16 protein-coding genes are annotated in these 16,973 nt (G+C 69.3%); 10 read left to right on the forward strand and 6 right to left on the reverse strand.

Annotated elements, in window-relative coordinates; genetic code table 11:
* Positions 1–136 precede the first annotated feature (136 nt).
* From ctaD to G6N51_RS26680, 8 genes are all read left to right on the forward strand, one after another.
* Complete coding sequence (gene ctaD / locus G6N51_RS26645; protein ID WP_163750844.1) at positions 137–1,882, forward strand: aa3-type cytochrome oxidase subunit I; 1,746 nt, start codon at positions 137–139, stop codon at positions 1,880–1,882.
* 24 nt (positions 1,883–1,906) lie between these two features.
* A complete protein-coding gene (gene serB, locus G6N51_RS26650; protein ID WP_083174265.1) occupies positions 1,907–3,145 on the forward strand; it encodes a phosphoserine phosphatase SerB in 1,239 nt (412 codons plus the stop codon).
* Between the two features lie 57 nt (positions 3,146–3,202).
* On the forward strand, positions 3,203–4,045 hold the full coding sequence (locus G6N51_RS26655; protein WP_083174262.1) for an ABC transporter ATP-binding protein: 843 nt from the start codon (positions 3,203–3,205) through the stop codon (positions 4,043–4,045).
* A complete protein-coding gene (locus G6N51_RS26660) occupies positions 4,042–4,860 on the forward strand; it encodes an NUDIX hydrolase (RefSeq protein WP_083174259.1) in 819 nt (272 codons plus the stop codon). The genes G6N51_RS26655 and G6N51_RS26660 overlap by 4 nt, the downstream gene beginning before the upstream one ends.
* The gene (locus tag G6N51_RS26665) at positions 4,857–5,621 is read left to right on the forward strand and encodes an enoyl-CoA hydratase (RefSeq protein ID WP_142275167.1); all 765 of its coding nucleotides are present in this window, start codon (positions 4,857–4,859) and stop codon (positions 5,619–5,621) included. The genes G6N51_RS26660 and G6N51_RS26665 overlap by 4 nt, the downstream gene beginning before the upstream one ends.
* A 10-nt stretch (positions 5,622–5,631) precedes the next feature.
* The gene (locus G6N51_RS26670) at positions 5,632–6,606 is read left to right on the forward strand and encodes a class I SAM-dependent methyltransferase (RefSeq protein ID WP_083174253.1); all 975 of its coding nucleotides are present in this window, start codon (positions 5,632–5,634) and stop codon (positions 6,604–6,606) included.
* A 74-nt stretch (positions 6,607–6,680) separates the two neighbouring features.
* Positions 6,681–7,814 carry a THUMP-like domain-containing protein gene (locus G6N51_RS26675; protein WP_158086254.1) on the forward strand — a complete coding sequence of 378 codons (1,134 nt, stop codon included), beginning with the start codon at positions 6,681–6,683 and terminating at the stop codon, positions 7,812–7,814.
* Between the two features lie 68 nt (positions 7,815–7,882).
* Positions 7,883–8,566, forward strand: a complete 684-nt coding sequence (locus G6N51_RS26680; RefSeq protein WP_083174250.1) for an esterase — start codon at positions 7,883–7,885, stop codon at positions 8,564–8,566.
* Between the two features lie 75 nt (positions 8,567–8,641).
* Here the strand turns inward: G6N51_RS26680 and G6N51_RS26685 are convergent, their stop codons facing one another.
* Both G6N51_RS26685 and G6N51_RS26690 read right to left on the reverse strand, forming a co-directional pair.
* Entirely contained in the window at positions 8,642–8,794 is a 153-nt protein-coding gene (locus tag G6N51_RS26685) for a hypothetical protein (RefSeq protein WP_158086253.1), read from the reverse strand.
* An 18-nt stretch (positions 8,795–8,812) separates the two neighbouring features.
* A complete protein-coding gene (locus G6N51_RS26690) occupies positions 8,813–10,087 on the reverse strand; it encodes an outer membrane protein assembly factor BamB family protein (RefSeq protein WP_163750962.1) in 1,275 nt (424 codons plus the stop codon).
* A 185-nt stretch (positions 10,088–10,272) separates the two neighbouring features.
* On the opposite strand from G6N51_RS26690, the gene G6N51_RS26695 reads away from it, so the two are divergent.
* Positions 10,273–11,010 carry an acyltransferase gene (locus G6N51_RS26695; RefSeq protein WP_083174244.1) on the forward strand — a complete coding sequence of 246 codons (738 nt, stop codon included), beginning with the start codon at positions 10,273–10,275 and terminating at the stop codon, positions 11,008–11,010.
* A 170-nt stretch (positions 11,011–11,180) separates the two neighbouring features.
* On the opposite strand, the gene G6N51_RS26705 is transcribed toward G6N51_RS26695, so the two are convergent.
* The 4 genes from G6N51_RS26705 to G6N51_RS26720 all read right to left on the reverse strand — a co-directional run bounded on the left by G6N51_RS26705 (position 11,181) and on the right by G6N51_RS26720 (position 15,771).
* The gene (locus tag G6N51_RS26705; protein ID WP_083174241.1) at positions 11,181–11,726 is read right to left on the reverse strand and encodes an anti-apoptotic protein; all 546 of its coding nucleotides are present in this window, start codon (positions 11,724–11,726) and stop codon (positions 11,181–11,183) included.
* Between the two features lie 125 nt (positions 11,727–11,851).
* Entirely contained in the window at positions 11,852–13,180 is a 1,329-nt protein-coding gene (locus G6N51_RS26710; RefSeq protein WP_083174238.1) for a cryptochrome/photolyase family protein, read from the reverse strand.
* A 15-nt stretch (positions 13,181–13,195) separates the two neighbouring features.
* Positions 13,196–13,675, reverse strand: a complete 480-nt coding sequence (locus G6N51_RS26715) for a TspO/MBR family protein (protein ID WP_083174235.1) — start codon at positions 13,673–13,675, stop codon at positions 13,196–13,198.
* Entirely contained in the window at positions 13,672–15,771 is a 2,100-nt protein-coding gene (locus G6N51_RS26720; protein WP_083174232.1) for an MMPL family transporter, read from the reverse strand. The genes G6N51_RS26715 and G6N51_RS26720 overlap by 4 nt, the downstream gene beginning before the upstream one ends.
* 165 nt (positions 15,772–15,936) lie before the next feature.
* Here G6N51_RS26720 and fni point away from each other — a divergent pair, with 165 nt between their 5' ends.
* Positions 15,937–16,962, forward strand: coding sequence for a type 2 isopentenyl-diphosphate Delta-isomerase (gene fni, locus G6N51_RS26725; protein WP_142275170.1), 1,026 nt, complete (start codon positions 15,937–15,939; stop codon positions 16,960–16,962).
* Positions 16,963–16,973: the final 11 nt, after the last annotated feature.

Below are 16,973 nucleotides of genomic sequence, written 5' to 3' on the forward strand. Positions count from 1 at the left end.
CCGGAACGACACGCCGCAGCGCCAAGCCGATTACGACAGTTTGTAGGACCAGCCCTGACGTCGGCATGATCGACGGCTAAGATTCGTGTCAGCTCTGTTTTGGGCCCCTGTCCTATCCGGATGTTTGGAGAAGCTGTTGACAGCCGAAGCGCCCCCCTTGGGAGAACTCGAGGCCGTTCGTCCGTACCCGGACCGGACCGGCCCCAAAGGGAACCTCGTCTACAAATTGATCACGACCACCGATCACAAGATGATCGGCATCATGTACACCGTCACCTGCTTCGGCTTCTTCTTCATCGGCGGACTGATGGCGCTGTTGATGCGCACCGAGCTCGCCGCGCCGGGGCTGCAGTTCCTGTCGAACGAGCAGTACAACCAGCTGTTCACGATGCACGGCACGATCATGCTGCTGCTGTATGCGACGCCGGTCGTGTTCGGGTTCGCCAACCTGGTGCTGCCGCTGCAGATCGGCGCCCCCGACGTGGCGTTCCCGCGGCTGAACGCCTTCTCGTTCTGGCTCTTTCTGTTCGGCGGTCTGACCGCGGCGGCCGGTTTCATCGTCCCGGGCGGGGCCGCGGACTTCGGCTGGACGGCCTACACCCCGCTGTCCGACGCCGTCCACTCACCCGGCGCCGGCGGCGACCTGTGGATCACCGGCCTGATCGTCGCGGGTCTGGGCACCATCCTGGGTGCGGTCAATATGATCACCACCGTGGTGTGCATGCGCGCGCCCGGCATGACGATGTTCCGGATGCCGATCTTCACCTGGAACATCCTGGTGACCTCGATCCTGATCCTGATCGCGTTCCCGATCCTGACCGCCGCGCTGTTCGGGCTGGCGGCCGACCGGCATCTGGGGGCCCACGTTTATGACGCCGCCAACGGCGGGGTTCTGTTGTGGCAGCACCTGTTCTGGTTCTTCGGCCATCCCGAGGTGTACATCATCGCGTTGCCGTTCTTCGGGATCGTCACCGAGATCATCCCGGTGTTCTCCCGTAAGCCGGTCTTCGGTTACACCACCTTGGTTTACGCGACGCTGTCGATCGCCGCGTTGTCGGTCGCGGTGTGGGCGCACCACATGTTCGCCACGGGAGCCGTTCTGCTGCCGTTCTTCTCGTTCATGACGTATTTGATCGCGGTGCCGACGGGGATCAAGTTCTTCAACTGGATCGGCACGATGTGGAAGGGACAGATCACCTTCGAGACCCCGATGCTGTTCTCGGTGGGCTTCCTGGTGACCTTCCTGCTGGGCGGCCTGACCGGGGTGATGCTGGCCAGCCCGCCGCTGGACTTCCACGTGACCGACACCTACTTCGTGGTCGCGCACTTCCACTACGTCCTCTTCGGCACCATCGTGTTCGCCACCTATGCGGGCGTGTACTTCTGGTTCCCGAAGATGACCGGCCGGCTGCTCGACGAGCGGCTGGGCAAGCTGCACTTCTGGTTGACCTTCATCGGCTTCCACACCACGTTCCTGGTGCAGCACTGGCTGGGTGATATGGGGATGCCGCGCCGCTACGCCGACTACCTGGCCAGCGACGGCTTCCAGGGGCTCAACATCGTCTCCACGATCGGCGCCTTCATCCTGGGCGTGTCGATGTTCCCGTTCGTCTGGAACGTCTTCAAGAGCTGGCGCTACGGCGAGGTCGTGACCGTCGATGACCCGTGGGGCTACGGCAACTCGCTGGAGTGGGCGACCAGCTGCCCGCCGCCGCGGCACAACTTCACCGAGCTGCCCCGGATCCGTTCGGAACGCCCGGCTTTCGAGCTGCACTACCCGCACATGGTCGAACGGCTCCGCGCCGAGGCGCACGTGGGCCGGGCGCACGGCCCGGCGGACAAGGACGTCACCAGGCTGGACGACGTCAACGTGCGCAGCTGATCGTCCGATAGGCGGCTATCGCCAGTGAGCACACCACCGAAGGTGTCGGTGCTGATCACCGTCACCGGAGTGGACCAGCCGGGCGTCACGTCGGCCCTCTTCGAGGCGCTCTCCCGGCACGGCGTCGAGCTGCTCAACGTCGAACAGGTGGTCATCCGGCACCGTCTGACGCTCGGTGTGCTGGTGTGCTGTCCCGCGGACGTCGCCGACGGTCCCGAGTTGCGCCGTGACGTCGAATCGGCCATCCGCAGGGTGGGCCTCGACGTCAGCATCGAGCGCAGCGACGACGTGCCGATCATTCGGGATCCCTCGACCCACACCATCTTCGTGCTGGGCCGGCCCATCACCGCCGGCGCGTTCGGGGCGGTGGCGCGGGCGGTGGCCGGCCTCGGCGTCAACATCGACCTGATCCGCGGCGTCTCCGACTACCCGGTGACCGGCCTGGAGCTGCGGGTCTCGGTGCCGCCGGGATCGGACGCCGCGCTGCGGACCGCCCTGAACCAGGTGTCGGCCGAGGAGCGCGTCGACGTGGCGGTCGAGGACTACACCCTCGAGCGGCGGGCCAAACGGCTGATCGTGTTCGACGTGGACTCCACGCTGGTGCAGGGCGAGGTGATCGAGATGCTGGCCGCCCGCGCTGGCGCCGAGGGCAAGGTCGCCGCCATCACCGAGGCCGCCATGCGGGGCGAGCTGGACTTCGCGCAGTCGCTCGAGCAGCGGGTGGCCACCCTGGCGGGTCTGCCAGCCACCGTGATCGACGAGGTCGCCGGACAGCTGGAACTCATGCCCGGCGCCCGGACGACGCTGCGGACGTTGCGGCGCTTGGGCTTTCACTGCGGTGTGGTGTCCGGCGGGTTCCGGGGGATCATCGAGCCGTTGGCCGAGGAGCTGCTGCTGGACTACGTCGCCGCCAACGACCTGGAGATCGTCGACGGCAAACTCACCGGGCGGGTCCTCGGCCCGATCGTCGACCGCGCCGGCAAGGCCACGGCGCTGCGGGACTTCGCCGAGCGGGCGGGGGTGCCGATGGCGCAGACCGTCGCCGTCGGCGACGGCGCCAACGACATCGACATGCTGGCGGCGGCGGGGCTCGGGGTGGCGTTCAACGCCAAACCGGCGTTGCGGGAGGTGGCCGACGCCTCGCTGAGCCACCCGTACCTGGACACGGTGCTGTTCCTGCTGGGGGTGACTCGCGGCGAGATCGAGGCCGCCGACGCGGTCGACGGCGAGGTGCGCCGGGTGGAAATCCCGCCCGACGCCTGACGAACCGAGCCCACACCCGGCAGGTATCCGGCCTTCCGGGTACGGCACGATGGTCGGGTGCCCGAAATCGGTACGGAGGCAGCCGACCCCGATCTGCTGATCGACTTTCACGACGTCTCGCTGCTGCGGGACGGACATGTCCTGGTCGGTCCGTTGGACTGGGCGGTCGAACTCGATGAGCGGTGGGTCATCGTCGGCCCGAACGGGGCCGGCAAGACGTCACTGCTGCGCATCGCCGCGGCGGCCGAGCACCCTTCGGCGGGTGTGGCCTTCGTGCTCGGCGAACGGCTGGGCCGGGTGGACGTGTCGGAGTTGCGCTCCCGGATCGGGCTCAGCTCGTCGGCTCTGGCGCAGCGGGTGCCCACCGACGAAGTGGTGCGCGACCTGGTCGTCTCGGCCGGCTACGCCGTGCTGGGCCGGTGGCGGGAGAGCTACGAGGAGGTGGACTACCGCCGCGCCATCGACATGCTGGAGAGCCTCGGCGCCGAGCACCTCGCGGACCGTCGCTACGGAACCCTGTCGGAAGGCGAGCGCAAGCGCGTGCTGATCGCCCGCGCGCTGATGACCGATCCGGAGTTGCTGCTGCTCGACGAGCCCGCGGCAGGCCTGGACCTGGGCGGGCGCGAGGAGCTGGTGGCGCGACTGGCCGACCTCGCTGCCGACCCGGACGCCCCCGCGCTGGTGCTGGTCACCCACCACGTCGAGGAGATCCCGCCCGGCTTCAGCCACTGCATGCTGCTGTCGGAGGGGCAGGTGGTCGCCGCGGGGTTACTGACCGACGTGCTGACCGCCGAGAACCTGTCCACCGCGTTCGGGCAGTCGATCGCCCTCGACGTCGTCGACGGGCGCTATTTCGCCCGCCGCGTCCGTACCCGCGCAGCCCACCGGAGGCAGTTATGACGTCAGCCACCGAACCGCCCCTGGTCCCGCGCCCGGCGGCGACCGTGATGCTGGTCCGCGACGATCCCCGCGGCATCGCCGTGTTCCTCATGCGCCGCCACGCCAAGATGGAGTTCGCAGCGGGCACCATGGTGTTTCCCGGTGGCGGCGTCGACGACCGCGACCGCAACGCCGACATCGCATGGGCCGGCCCGCCGCCGCAGTGGTGGGCGGAGCGCTTCGGCATCGAACCCGACCTGGCCGAGGCGCTGGTGTGCGCGGCGGCCCGGGAGACGTTCGAGGAATCGGGGGTGCTGTTCGCCGGGCCGGCCGGCGACCCCGACGGTATCGTCGGCGACGCCTCGGTGTTCGCCGATGCCCGCCGCGCGCTTGCCGACGGCACGCTGTCGTTCGCCGATTTCCTGCGCCGCGAGAACCTGGAGTTGCGCTCCGACCTGCTCCGGCCGTGGGCCAACTGGGTCACCCCCGAAGCCGAGCGCACCCGTCGCTACGACACCTACTTCTTTGTGGCGGCGCTGCCGGAAGGGCAGCGGGCCGACGGCGAGAACACCGAATCCGACCGTGCCGGCTGGACGACGCCCCAGGCCGCCATCGACGACTTCTCCGCCGGTCGCTGTTTCCTGTTGCCGCCGACGTGGACCCAGCTGGATTCGCTGGCCGGGCGGACCGTCGCGGACGTGCTGGCCGTCGAGCGCCAGATCGTGCCCGTGCAGCCGCACCTGGAGATCCAGGGCGACAACTGGGTGTTCGAGTTCTTCGACTCGGACCGCTACCACCGGGCGCGCGAAGCCGGCGGGATGGGGTGGCGGCATTGAGCGAGTTCGTCAGCACGGTGGTCAGCGACGGGTCGCGCGACGCGGGCCTGGCGATGCTGCTGCTGACGCGGCCGCCGACGAACGCGATGACCCGCCAGGTGTACCGGGAAATCGTGGCCGCGGCGGCGGAGTTGGGGCGCCGCGACGACGTGGCTGCGGTCATCCTGTTCGGTGGCCACGAGATCTTCTCGGCCGGTGACGACATGCCCGAGCTGCGCACGCTGACCGCGCCGGAGGCCCAGACGACGGCCCGGGCGCGGCAACAGGCCATCGACGCCGTGGCGGGCATCCCCAAGCCGACCGTGGCCGCGATCACCGGCTACGCGCTGGGTGCCGGGCTGACGCTGGCCCTGGCCGCCGATTGGCGCGTCAGCGGTGACAACGTGAAGTTCGGCGCGACCGAGATTCTGGCGGGTCTGGTCCCGGGCGGCGACGGCATGGCCCGCCTGACCCGTGCGGCCGGGGCGAGCCGGGCCAAGGAACTGGTGTTCAGCGGCCGGTTCTTCGACGCCGAGGAGGCGCTGACCCTGGGCCTGATCGACGAGATGGTGGCCCCCGACGACGTTTACGACGCCGCCGCGGGGTGGGCACGCCGCTTCCTGGACGGCCCGCGGCACGCCCTGGCCGCCGCGAAGGCCGGCATCAACGACGTGTTCGAGCTGGGCCCGGTCGACCGCGCCGAGGCCGAGCGGCGCCGCTACGTCGACGTCTTCGCCGCTGGTCAGACCGGCGACGAGGACCCGCAATCCGGCGCCCGTTAGGCTGCCCTGCATGACGACGAGTTCGACCGACGCCGTTCCCAACCCGCACGCCACCGCCGAGCAGGTGGAAGCGGCCCGGCATGACAGCAAGCTGGCCCAGGTGCTCTACCACGACTGGGAAGCCGAGTCCTACGACGAGAAGTGGTCGATCTCTTACGACCAGCGCTGCGTGGACTACGCCAGGGACTGCTTCGACGCCATCGTGCCCGACGAGGTGCTGCGCGAGCTGCCCTACGACCGGGCCCTCGAATTGGGTTGCGGGACGGGATTCTTCCTGCTCAACCTGATCCAGTCCGGGGTGGCCCGACGCGGGTCGGTCACCGACCTGTCGCCCGGGATGGTCAAGGTCGCCACCCGCAACGGGCAATCGCTGGGGCTGGACATCGATGGCCGGGTCGCCGACGCCGAGGGAATCCCGTACGACGACAACACCTTCGACCTGGTGGTCGGGCACGCGGTGCTCCACCACATCCCCGACGTCGAGCTGGCGCTGCGGGAGGTCGTCCGGGTGCTGCGCCCCGGCGGCCGGTTCGTTTTCGCCGGCGAGCCGACCACGGTCGGCGACACGTACGCCCGCACGTTGTCCACCTGGACCTGGCGCCTGGCGACCAACGTCACCAAGTTGCCCGGCCTGGACGGCTGGCGGCGGCCGCAGGCCGAACTCGACGAATCCTCCCGCGCCGCGGCGTTGGAGGCCGTCGTCGACCTGCACACCTTCACGCCCGCCGACCTGGAACGGTTGGCCGGTAACGCGGGCGCGACCGAAGTGCAAACGGCCACAGTGGAATTCACCGCCGCGATGCTGGGCTGGCCGCTGCGCACGTTCGAATGCGCCGTGCCGCCCGGCCGCTTGGGTTGGGGCTGGGCGAGGTTCGCGTTCAACAGCTGGAAGACGCTGAGCTGGCTCGACGCCAACGTGTTGCGCCACGTGGCGCCGAAGGGCTGGTTCTACAACGTGATGATCACCGGGGTCAAGCCCTCCTGAGCCGTGCTTCTGCCGGCCTCACGTTCGGCGTCGAGGACGTCCGCTATCTGCGGTCGCCAACGGGTGCCGCGGCCCTGGCCGCGGTCGCCGAACTCGAGCTGACCGACGCCAGCAAGGTCGCCGACATCGCCGCGGCCCGGGCCCGGTTCGGCGACCGGGCGGCGGTGTTGGTGGAGACGACGCTGCTGCGCCGGCGCGCCGCCGAAAAATTGAGCGGGCTGGGCGGCGGAATCCCGGTGTCGAACTGGCTGTTCACCCACGAGGCGCTGCAACAGGCCACCGCGGCCCCGGTGGCTGTGCACCGGGCCGAGCGGCTGGCCGAGGCGGGAGTCGTCGTCCACGACGCGACCTGTTCGATCGGCACCGAGTTGGCCGCGCTGCGCGGCGCCGGCGTCCGCGCGGTGGGCAGCGACCTCGATGCGGTGCGGCTGGCCATGGCGCGGCACAACCTGGGTGAGTGGGCCGACCTCTGCCGTGCCGACGCGCTGGCCCCGGTGACCCGCGACGCCGCGGTGTTCGTGGATCCGGCGAGACGCCTCGGTGCGCGCCGCCTGTTCCGCCTCGAGGACTACCGGCCGGCCCTGGGCGCGCTGATCGACGCCTACCGAGACCGCGATCTCGTCGTAAAGTGTTCTCCCGGAATTAATTTCGCAGAGTTGCACCGGCTCGGGTTTGATGGCGAGATCGAGGTGACGTCCTATCGCGGCTCGGTGCGCGAAGCGTGCCTGTGGCCGGCCGGGCTGGCGCGGCGCGGCGTCCGTCGGCGCGCCAGCGTCCTCGACCGCGGCGAGCAGATCACCGACGCCGACCCCGGCGAGTGCCCGGTGCGGCCGCCCGGGCGATGGATCGTCGACCCCGACGGCGCCGTGGTCCGCGCCGGGCTGGTGCGCCATTACGGCGCGCGGCACGGACTGTGGCAACTCGACCCCGACATCGCCTACCTTTCGGGGGATGAGCTGCCGCCGGCGGTCCGGGGCTTCGAGGTGCTCGACCAGCTGGCGTTCGACGAGCGACGGCTCCGCCAGGCGTTGTCTTCGCTGGACTGCGGGGCGCTGGAGGTCCTGGTGCGCGGGGTGCGGGTGGACCCCGACGCGCTGCGGCGCCGGATGCGGCTGCGCGGTGGCCGGCCGTTGTCGGTGGTCATCACCCGGATCGGGTCGCGGGCCGCCGGACGGGTGACGGCCTTCGTTTGCCGGCCGTCACGATAGCTCCCGTAGGCTGGTGTGATCGCTCTTTCAGGCGCCAGCCCCGCCTATCCTGCAAGGACATTCGAAGAATGCGTTATCTGATAGCGGCCCTGGTGCTCGCATCGGCGGCCCTGTGCGGTTGGCCGGCGGCCGCCGCGCCACCGTCGTGTGCCAGCCTGGGCGGCACCATCGAGGACGGCCAGATGTGTCGCGTGCGGGCCACCGGCCCGACGTACACGCTCAACATGGCGTTTCCCGCCGACTACCCCGACGAGCAAGCGCTGATCGACTACATCACGCAGAATCGGGACGGTTTCGTCAACGTCGCACAGAGTTCGGGGTCACGCGACCAGCTCTACCAGCTCGAGGCCACCACCGAGCAGCGCGGCTCCGGCCAGCCGCCGCACAACACCCGCAGCGTGGTGCTCAAGTTCTTCCAGGACCTCGGTGGGTCCCACCCCTCGATCTGGTACAAGGCGTTCAACTACAACCTCGGGACCAAGCAGCCCATCACCTTCGACAACCTGTTTGCGCCGGGCACCACGCCGCTGGACAGCATCTTCCCGATCGTGCAGCGCGACCTGGCGCGCCAAACCCCATTCGGGGCAGCCATTCTGCCTTCGACCGGGCACGACCCGACGCACTACCAGAACTTCGCGATCACCGACGATCAGCTGATCTTCTACTTCGCGCCAGGTGAGATGCTGCCGACGTTTGCCGGGCCGGTCGAGGCCGAGGTGCCCCGCACCGCCATCCCGCCGCTGGCCATCTGAGGTCTAGACGAGAAGGCCGTCCGGTGCCGGGCGGTCGCCGCACTTCTGGTAGCCGCAAGGGTCGGTTCCCATGACTCACAGGCTCAGCACACCTACCGTGACCGCGACCAGGAACGCCTGCACGCCGAGCAGCACCAAGGTCGCGGTACGGCCCACCGCCCGGTTGCGTCGGCTGGTCTTGTTGTACGCGGCGGCCGCGGCCTGCATCTCCGTGTCATCGGTCGCCATGGGCCCAGTGTGGCCCGGTTATGCCGGCGCGAAACCGTACACCTGGCCGTCGCTGGTCGCGACCACCACCCGGCGATCGGTGCCGACCGAGACCCCCACGGGGTAGCCGGTGGCCGCCGGAAGGGGGTAGCTCGCCAGCGTGTGGCCACTGCCTGGATCGAACACCAGCAGCGACATGCCCGGCGCGCCGTCGGCGGCCGGGGCGCTGATGGACGTGTAACCGACACCGGCACCGGCCAGGCTCGACGACGACAGCGGGATGACGTCGTCGCGGCGCCACGCCTGATCGGCGTGATCGCCCGCGTCCTTGAAGGCCACCAGGCGGGTGTCGGGACCGCCGCCCGATACGACGAGGCCTCCAGGGGTGACCGCGGGCGGCGTCTGAGCCAGGAATCCCAGCGGCACCGACCACTTCACCTTGCCGTCGGCGGCATGCAGTGCCCACAGTCGTTGGTCGCGGCCGTTGACGTAGACGGTCGACCCGTCGGCGGACAGCACCGGGCTGGCGATGACGCCGGCGCCGACGGCGTCGCTGGTCCACTCCCGGGACAGCAGCGGCGTCTGCCCGGGGTGATACTTCAGCCCGACCAGCTCCGCGGCCGGCGCACCCGGCTGCCAGACGCCCAGCACCGCCATCTGGGTGGCCGCCGAGAAGGCGGGCGCCGCGGCCACCGGGCAGCCCCGCCGCGCCGGCACGCAATCGTCCAAACCGCGCGTCGCATCGGTGGGGTCGACGCCCTCCACCAGATCCATCGGGCTGCCGACCACCATGCCGCGGTGAGCCTCGAAGACCAGCACCTGACCCAGGTGGGTCACCACGAGGAGCTGCCCGTGCCCGAGAAACCTTGGTGTGCCGGGCATTCCGATGACCGGCTGCCGCCACCGCGTCCACTGCGTCACCGGGAACGACAGGAAGGCGCCGGGCTGGCCGACGTAGAGGTTGTCGAACCCGTCGAGCAGGGGGCCCGCGAAGCCGCCGCCCTGGAACAGTCGCACACACCAGCGCTGCCGGCCGTTGTTGTCGTTCTCCCATTCCATGAGCGAACATCCGGCCGGGGTCTGCGCGTTGAGGGCCAGATAACCGCGCGCACTCAGCGCCGGACCGGCCGCAAGGGTGCCTTTGACCGAGCGCGTCCACCGCAACGTCAGCTTGGTGACGCCACCGGTTCCGGTGTAGCTGCTGTTGGCGGCGTCGGCGTATTGCGCGGGCCAGCCGGCCGCCGGTGATGCCTCCACCCACGAGTCGGTGTTGGCGCACCCGCTGAGCCAGGCTGCGATCCCGGCCGACAGCAACACCGATGACCACCGCCGAAGCCCGCGCGGGAGATGTCGGTCAAGCACCTCGATTCCCAGATCCTTCCCAGGGCGTTCGGCATGAGCGGCCAGTGAGTACAGGTGAGGGTAACCCGTCGCGACTCGGCCCTGGGGGATTGCCCGCGGTTCTCGGTTCACCAACCCGCGCGCTAGGCTCTCCGGCCATGACGAGCATGTGGGGCGCCCCGGTCCATCGCCGCTGGCGTGGATCGAACCTGCGGGACCCTCGCCAAGCCAAGTTCCTCACGCTGGCCTCGCTGAAGTGGGTGCTGCGCAACCGCGCCTACACACCCTGGTACCTGGTGCGCTATTGGCGGCTGCTGAAGTTCAAGCTCGCCAACCCGCACATCATCACCAGGGGGATGGTGTTCCTGGGCAAGGACGTCGAGATCCACGCGACGCCCGAACTGGCGCAGCTGGAGATCGGCCGATGGGTCCACATCGGCGACAAGAACACCATTCGCGCGCACGAGGGCTCGCTGCGGTTCGGCGACAAGGTCGTCCTGGGCCGCGACAACGTCATCAACGCCTACCTCGACATCGAGCTGGGCGATTCGGTCTTGATGGCCGACTGGTGTTACGTCTGCGACTTCGACCACCGCATGGACAACATCAACCTGCCGATCAAAGACCAGGGCATCGTCAAGTCGCCGGTGCGAATCGGGCCCGACACCTGGGTGGGGGTGAAGGTCACGGTGTTGCGGGGCACGGCCATCGGCCGCGGCTGCGTGCTCGGTTCGCACGCGGTGGTCCGCGGCGTGATCCCCGACTACTCGATCGCGGTCGGTGCGCCGGCCAAGGTCGTCAAGAACCGCCAGCTCGCCTGGGAGAGCACGGCCGCCCAGCGGGAAGAACTCGCCGCCGCCCTGGCCGACATCGAACGCAAGAAGGCCGCGCGTTAGGCCAACGGCGGTGACCCGCAGCGCCCGGCTTCGCCGCGCTCGCGATCACCGCTGGGCCAACGGCGGTGACCCGCAGCGCCCGGCTTCGCCGCGCTCGCGATCACCGCTGGGCCAACGGCGGTGACCCGCAGCGCCCGGCTTCGCCGCGCTCGCGATCACCGCTGGGTCGATTACGGCTCTGGGTGGTCGTCGACCTTGAAATCGAACTTGACGTCGCCGGCGTCGACGTTGGTGACGGTCACCTCGATGCCGTACTTGTCGGTGCCGTCTACGAGTTGGCACCGTAGCGTCGCGCCCTGGACGCCCTTCAAGTTGTCGGGGCAGGTCACCGAATCCGGTTTTCTGCCCACCTGCCGGGCCAGCTTGTTGCTGATGATGCTGGCGACCTGGTTTTTGTCGACCGTCTCCACCATGTCGAACTTGACGTCACTGCCGTTCACGCTCGTCACGGTCACGTTGACATTGAAGGTCTGGTTCTTGACCTTCATCTCGCAGTTGAGCTGTGCTCCCACCTTGGCCGGCAGGTCGTTCGGACAGTTCACCGAGTCGGGCTTATTGCCGGCGGCGTCGGTCATCTTCGAGGTGATCTGGCCGGCGACGTCGCTCTTGCTGACCGTGTGCGACGAACCGACGGAGCAGGAGCAGGCGGCGCCGGCGGCCAGCAACCCGGCGGCGGCACCCGAGGCCAGCAACGTCCGAACGATGAAGTGTGTCATTGGTGCCTCCAGGGCGCGACGACTGTGAGTCGGCTGATGATTGCATGCAATCGGCTTTGAGAGGGGCGATTGAGCAAACATTCACGCGGGCGACAATTCGTCGCTGAGCGCGGCGCGGCCGTGCGTCAGATGTTCTGGTAGCGGCGCAGCGCTTCGGCGCGCTCGGCGCCGTGGTCGACGATCGGGGCGGGGTAGCCGGCCGGCCGTTCCCCCTTACGCAGATGGGCGTCGTCGACCGAGCGCAGCTCGGGCACCCACCGCCGGATGTACTCGCCGGACGGGTCGAACTTCTCGCCCTGGGTGGTCGGATTGAACACCCGAAAGTACGGCGCGGCATCGGTACCGCAGCCCGCGCACCATTGCCACCCGTGCTGGTTGTTTGCCATGTCGCCGTCGACCAGCTGAGCCAGGAACCACTCGGCGCCCCACTGCCAGGGCAGGTGCAGGTCTTTGACTAAGAACGAGGCAACGATCATCCGCACCCGGTTGTGCATGAAGCCGGTCTCGCGTAGTTGCCGCATGCCGGCGTCCACCATCGGGTAACCGGTCTCGCCGGCTTTCCAGCACTCGAAGCGGCGTTTCGCCTCGGCGCCGGTGTCGGTGGAGATACCGTCGAACTGGCGGTTCCAGTTGCGCCAGGCGCTGGCCGGCCAGTGATGCAGCACGTCGGCGTAGAAGTCGCGAAAAGCCAACTCGCGCATAAATGCCTGCGCCCCGGGGTGGCGCAGGTCGAGGTCGGCGACCATGGTGCGGGGATGGATGGTGCCGAACTTCAGGTGCGCTGACATCCGGCTGGTACCGTGCAGATCGGGTCGGTTACGTTCCTCGTCGTAGCGGTGTAAACCGTTGTCAACGAATGACTTCCACTGCTTGCGGGCCGCCGCCTCGCCGGCCGGGAGGTCGAGCGCGGCGCCGGGATCGGGGATCTCGGCCGGCTCGATCCGCAGCTGTGCCGGATCGAGCCAGCCGGCGGACCCGGCACGCGATTTCGCCGGTGCCCGCCAGCCGGACTCGCGCCACTGGCGCAGAAACGGTGTGAACACCTGGTAAGGAGAGCCGTCTTTCTTGGTGACCCGCCCTGGCGACACCAGGTACGGCGACCCGGTAGCCACCAGGGGGACGGGACCCAGTGCGGCGCGGACTCGTTCGTCACGGCGCCTGCCGAACGGCGCGAAGTCTTCGGAGATGTGCACCGCCGACGCGCCGATGTCCGCGGCGATGCGCGGGATCACCTTGCCGGGCTGTCCGCGGGTCACCAGCAGCCGGCCCTCCAGGTCGGCACGCAGCCGTCGCAGCGAGTCACCCAGGAACTGGAGTCGGCGCGGGCCGGAGGAGGCCTCGAGCTTGGGGTCGAGCACGAAGCAGGCGAGCACCTCCCCGTCGTCGGCCGCCGCATTCAGCGCCGGATGGTCGCGCAACCGCAAGTCGCGACGAAACCATAAGAGCGTCGGCATGATCCGGTGGTCTCCTCAGCGGTTGAGCCGCCACACGTGGGTGGCCAGGGTGGTGGCGAAGGAACACCACAGCGGATACGCCGACAGGGCCAGTCCGGCCCGCGGGTCGGCTTGCGCGGCCCGACGCGTGAGGTCCGCGCTGCTCACCGTCAGCGCGGCGGCACCGGCCGCCGAGACACCGAGTTTGTGGAACCGGAAGAACAGCCAACTCCACGCGGCGTTGAGAACCAGGTTCACCCCGAGCGCGGCGGCGTAGCGGCGTGCCTTGTCGTGCTGTCCCGCCGCCCGGAATCGGTCGATGGCGACCGCCGACGTGACCGCGATGTCGCCGTAGAGGGTGGTCCATGCCACCGGGAAGGCGGCGTTGGGCGGCTGGTACGGCGGCTTGCGCAGCCGCGCATACCACGTGGGAACGCCTTTGGCGCTGGCGATGCTTCCGGATCCGGCGGCGACGGCGACGGCGAGGCTCGTCGCGGCCAGGGTTGACCTGTTCACCTGTTACTCCGTTCGTGTTGATTTTCGGCTTGTGCTGCAACGGTTTTGGCGGGTTTGGGCACAGCGGGCCACCAGATGCGGTCGCCGATGAGGGCGAACAGCGCGGGGATGACCAGCGTGCGCACCACGAAGGTGTCCAGCAGGATGCCGAGGCCGACGATGATTCCCAGCTGGGTCAGCACGATCAACGGCAACACGCCGAGCACACAGAAGACGGCGGCCAAAACGATGCCCGCACTGGTGATGACGCCACCGGTGGCCGACACCGCGGCGACCATCCCGCCGCGCGCACCGCGTTGCGCGGACTCCTCGCGGGCGCGCGTGACCAGAAAGATGGTGTAGTCCACGCCCAGGGCGGCGAGGAATAGGAAGGCGAACAACGGCGTGCTGTTGTCCAGCGCCGGAAACCCGAAGAGGTGGCTGCTGGCCCAGCCGCCCATGCCGAGCGCGGCCAGCGCCCCGAGGATGGTGGCAGCCAGCAGCGTGGGCGGCGCGAGCGCGGATCGCAGCAGGCCGTAGAGGACGACCAGGATGACCGCGAGGATCGCCGGGATCAGCAGGCGCCGGTCGTGGATGGCCGCGTTGCGGACGTCGAGCGCCTGCGCATCGGCGCCACCCACCAGCGCTGCGGGGCTGGCGGACTTCGTCCTATCCCGCAGTGCGGCAATGGTATTGAATGCCCGGTCGGAGGACGGTGGCGCATCGATCACCACCGACCACCTCGTCAATCCCGACGGCGAGCTGCCGGAATCGGTCGCCGATACCACTCCCGGCGTGGACCTAATGGCCTGCGGCACCCCCGAACGGGTGGGCGCGACGACCACCGTGGGGTTGGCCACGCCGGCCGGGAAATGCGCGGCCACGATGTCGTAGCCGGACACCGAATCCGCGTGGACGCGGAACTGCTCGGTCTGCGACAGACCGATGCGCGTGCCGAGCAGCCCGGTGGTCAGCGCCGCCAGGCCGGCGATCGTGACCGTCGCGACCAGCGCCGGGCGCCGGCTCACCCACACCCCGACGCGGTGCCAGGCGCCGGAATCGGTGGTCGCGGTGTCTTCGGGGTGCGGGATGAAGGGCCAGAACAATCGCCGGCCGCACAAAGCGAGCAGCGGTGGCAATAACACCAGGGCCGACACCGCGGCGACCACCAGGCCGCACGCCGCCAGCGCGCCCAGGCTGCGGGTGCTCGGCGTCGACGCGAACAGCAGGGTGAGCAACGCCAGCACCACGGTGGCGTTGCTGGCGACGATCGCCGGTCCGGCCATCCGCACCGCGCGGCGCAACGCGTCTCGGTGCCCGCTATGGCGGCGAAGCTCCTGTCGATAGCGGGAGATCAGCAGTAGCGCGTAGTTGGTGCCCGCGCCGAAGACCAGCACACTGGTGATCCCCGACGTGGCACCGTCGAAGCTGAGCCCGGTCAGCGACGCCACGGCGGTGCCCACCGCCGCCGCGACCCGGTCGGCGAACCCGACCACCAGCAGCGGCACCAGCCACAGCACCGGGGAGCGGTAGGTCGCGATCAGCAGCAGTGCCACCACCGACGCGGTCACCGCGAGCAGGGTGACGTTGGCGTTGGTGAACGCGCCTGCGATGTCCGCGCCGAACGCCGGGCCGCCGGTGACGTGGGCCCGCAGGTCCGCCGGCAGGCCGGTCGAGGCGGCCTTGCGCAGATTGGCGACCACGTCGCTGAGGGTGAGTCCGGAGAGGTCGGCGCTGACGGCCACCACCCCGATCGCGGCCTTGCCATCGGCCGATACCCGCGCCGGCGCCGCTCCGGCGGGGCCGCCCGGCGGCGCGGCGGCCTGCATGCGGTCGCGTGCGGCCTGGGCGGCGGCGACGCCGCCCGGGCCCAGCGGGGCGCCGTCTGCGCGGCTGACGACCATGATCAGGGGAACGGAGTCCCCGCCGGGGAATTGGCGGGCCAGCGCGTCCACCCTCGCCGAATCCGAGCCGGCGGGCACCGACAGGGGCGCCTGCCCCGCCGCCGCGTTGGCGCCGATCACCGCCATCAACCCGACGCCCAACAGGAGGCCGCACAGCGCTAACAGCCACGACCGGCGTCCCGTCACGGCCGCGGCCACGCGATCCCACACCACGAATAGAAGTCTTTCAGTATGTTAAACATTAATCAACTGAAATTACGCATCGTCACGCATAGGGCGCCGACGGTACGCAACTAGGAGCACTATGGACATTATGGATCTTTGGGGCCGGGGGTTCGGCGCGCCGGGGTGCCCGCCGTGACGACTGACCGCGGGCCCATGACCACCCGCAAGCGGCGGCACATCGACGTGTGCCTCGGCGAACAGGTCAACTATGAGCATCTCAGCACCGGGCTGGACCGCTACCAATTGCCCTACAACGCCCTGACCCAGACCAGCCTCAGCGACATCGACCTGTCCGCGAAGTTCTTCGGCGCCAACCTACGGGCGCCGATTCTGATCGGTGCGATGACCGGAGGTGCCGAGTTGTCGGGCACGATCAACCGGAATTTGGCCGCGGCCGCTCAACAACTGGGCATCGGCATGATGCTCGGCTCACAGCGGATCATGCTCGACAGCGCGCTGGGGGAGCGCGCGGCGGCCAGCTTCGCCGTTCGGGACGTAGCCCCGGATGTGCTGCTGTTCGGCAATATCGGCCTGGCCCAGCTGACCGCGGCCGCCGTGCCCGAGCTGGCGAAGGCTCTCGACCGAGTGGGCGCCGATGCGCTTGCCGTACACACCAATCCGTTGCAGGAGGCAATGCAGCGCAACGGCGACACCGACTTCTCCGGCTCCTTGGGCAGGCTACGAGATGTGGCCGACGCGATAGATTGCCCGGTGTTGCTCAAGGAGGTCGGCCACGGGATCGGCGGCGCGGCCGCAGCGGAACTGGTTGGGACCGAAGGCGATTTGCCGGTCTCGGGAATAGACGTCGCGGGCGCCGGCGGCACGTCGTGGTCACGGGTCGAGCAGTTCGTCCGCTACGGCGAGCTGCGCTACCCGCACCTGGCTGATTGGGGCATCCCGACCGCGAAGGCGATCGTGGAGGTGCGTGAGGTGCTGCCGGACATCCCGTTGGTCGCCTCCGGCGGCATTCGCACCGGCATGGACGCCGCCAAGGCGATCGCCTTGGGCGCCGACGTCGTGGCGGTTGCTCGTCCCCTGCTGCCCGCCGCCATTGAATCCGCTGCGGCCGTTGTCGATTGGCTGCAGCCATTCATCGACGAGCTCCGGGTCTGCCTGCACGGATGCGGTGCCCCAAGCCTTTCGGCATTGCGCGCAGTCGACCTCACGCCCGTCTCGTAGCTGCGTGTGAC

Source organism: Mycobacterium paraseoulense, assembly GCF_010731655.1.
Classification (GTDB): Bacteria; Actinomycetota; Actinomycetes; order Mycobacteriales; family Mycobacteriaceae; genus Mycobacterium; species Mycobacterium paraseoulense.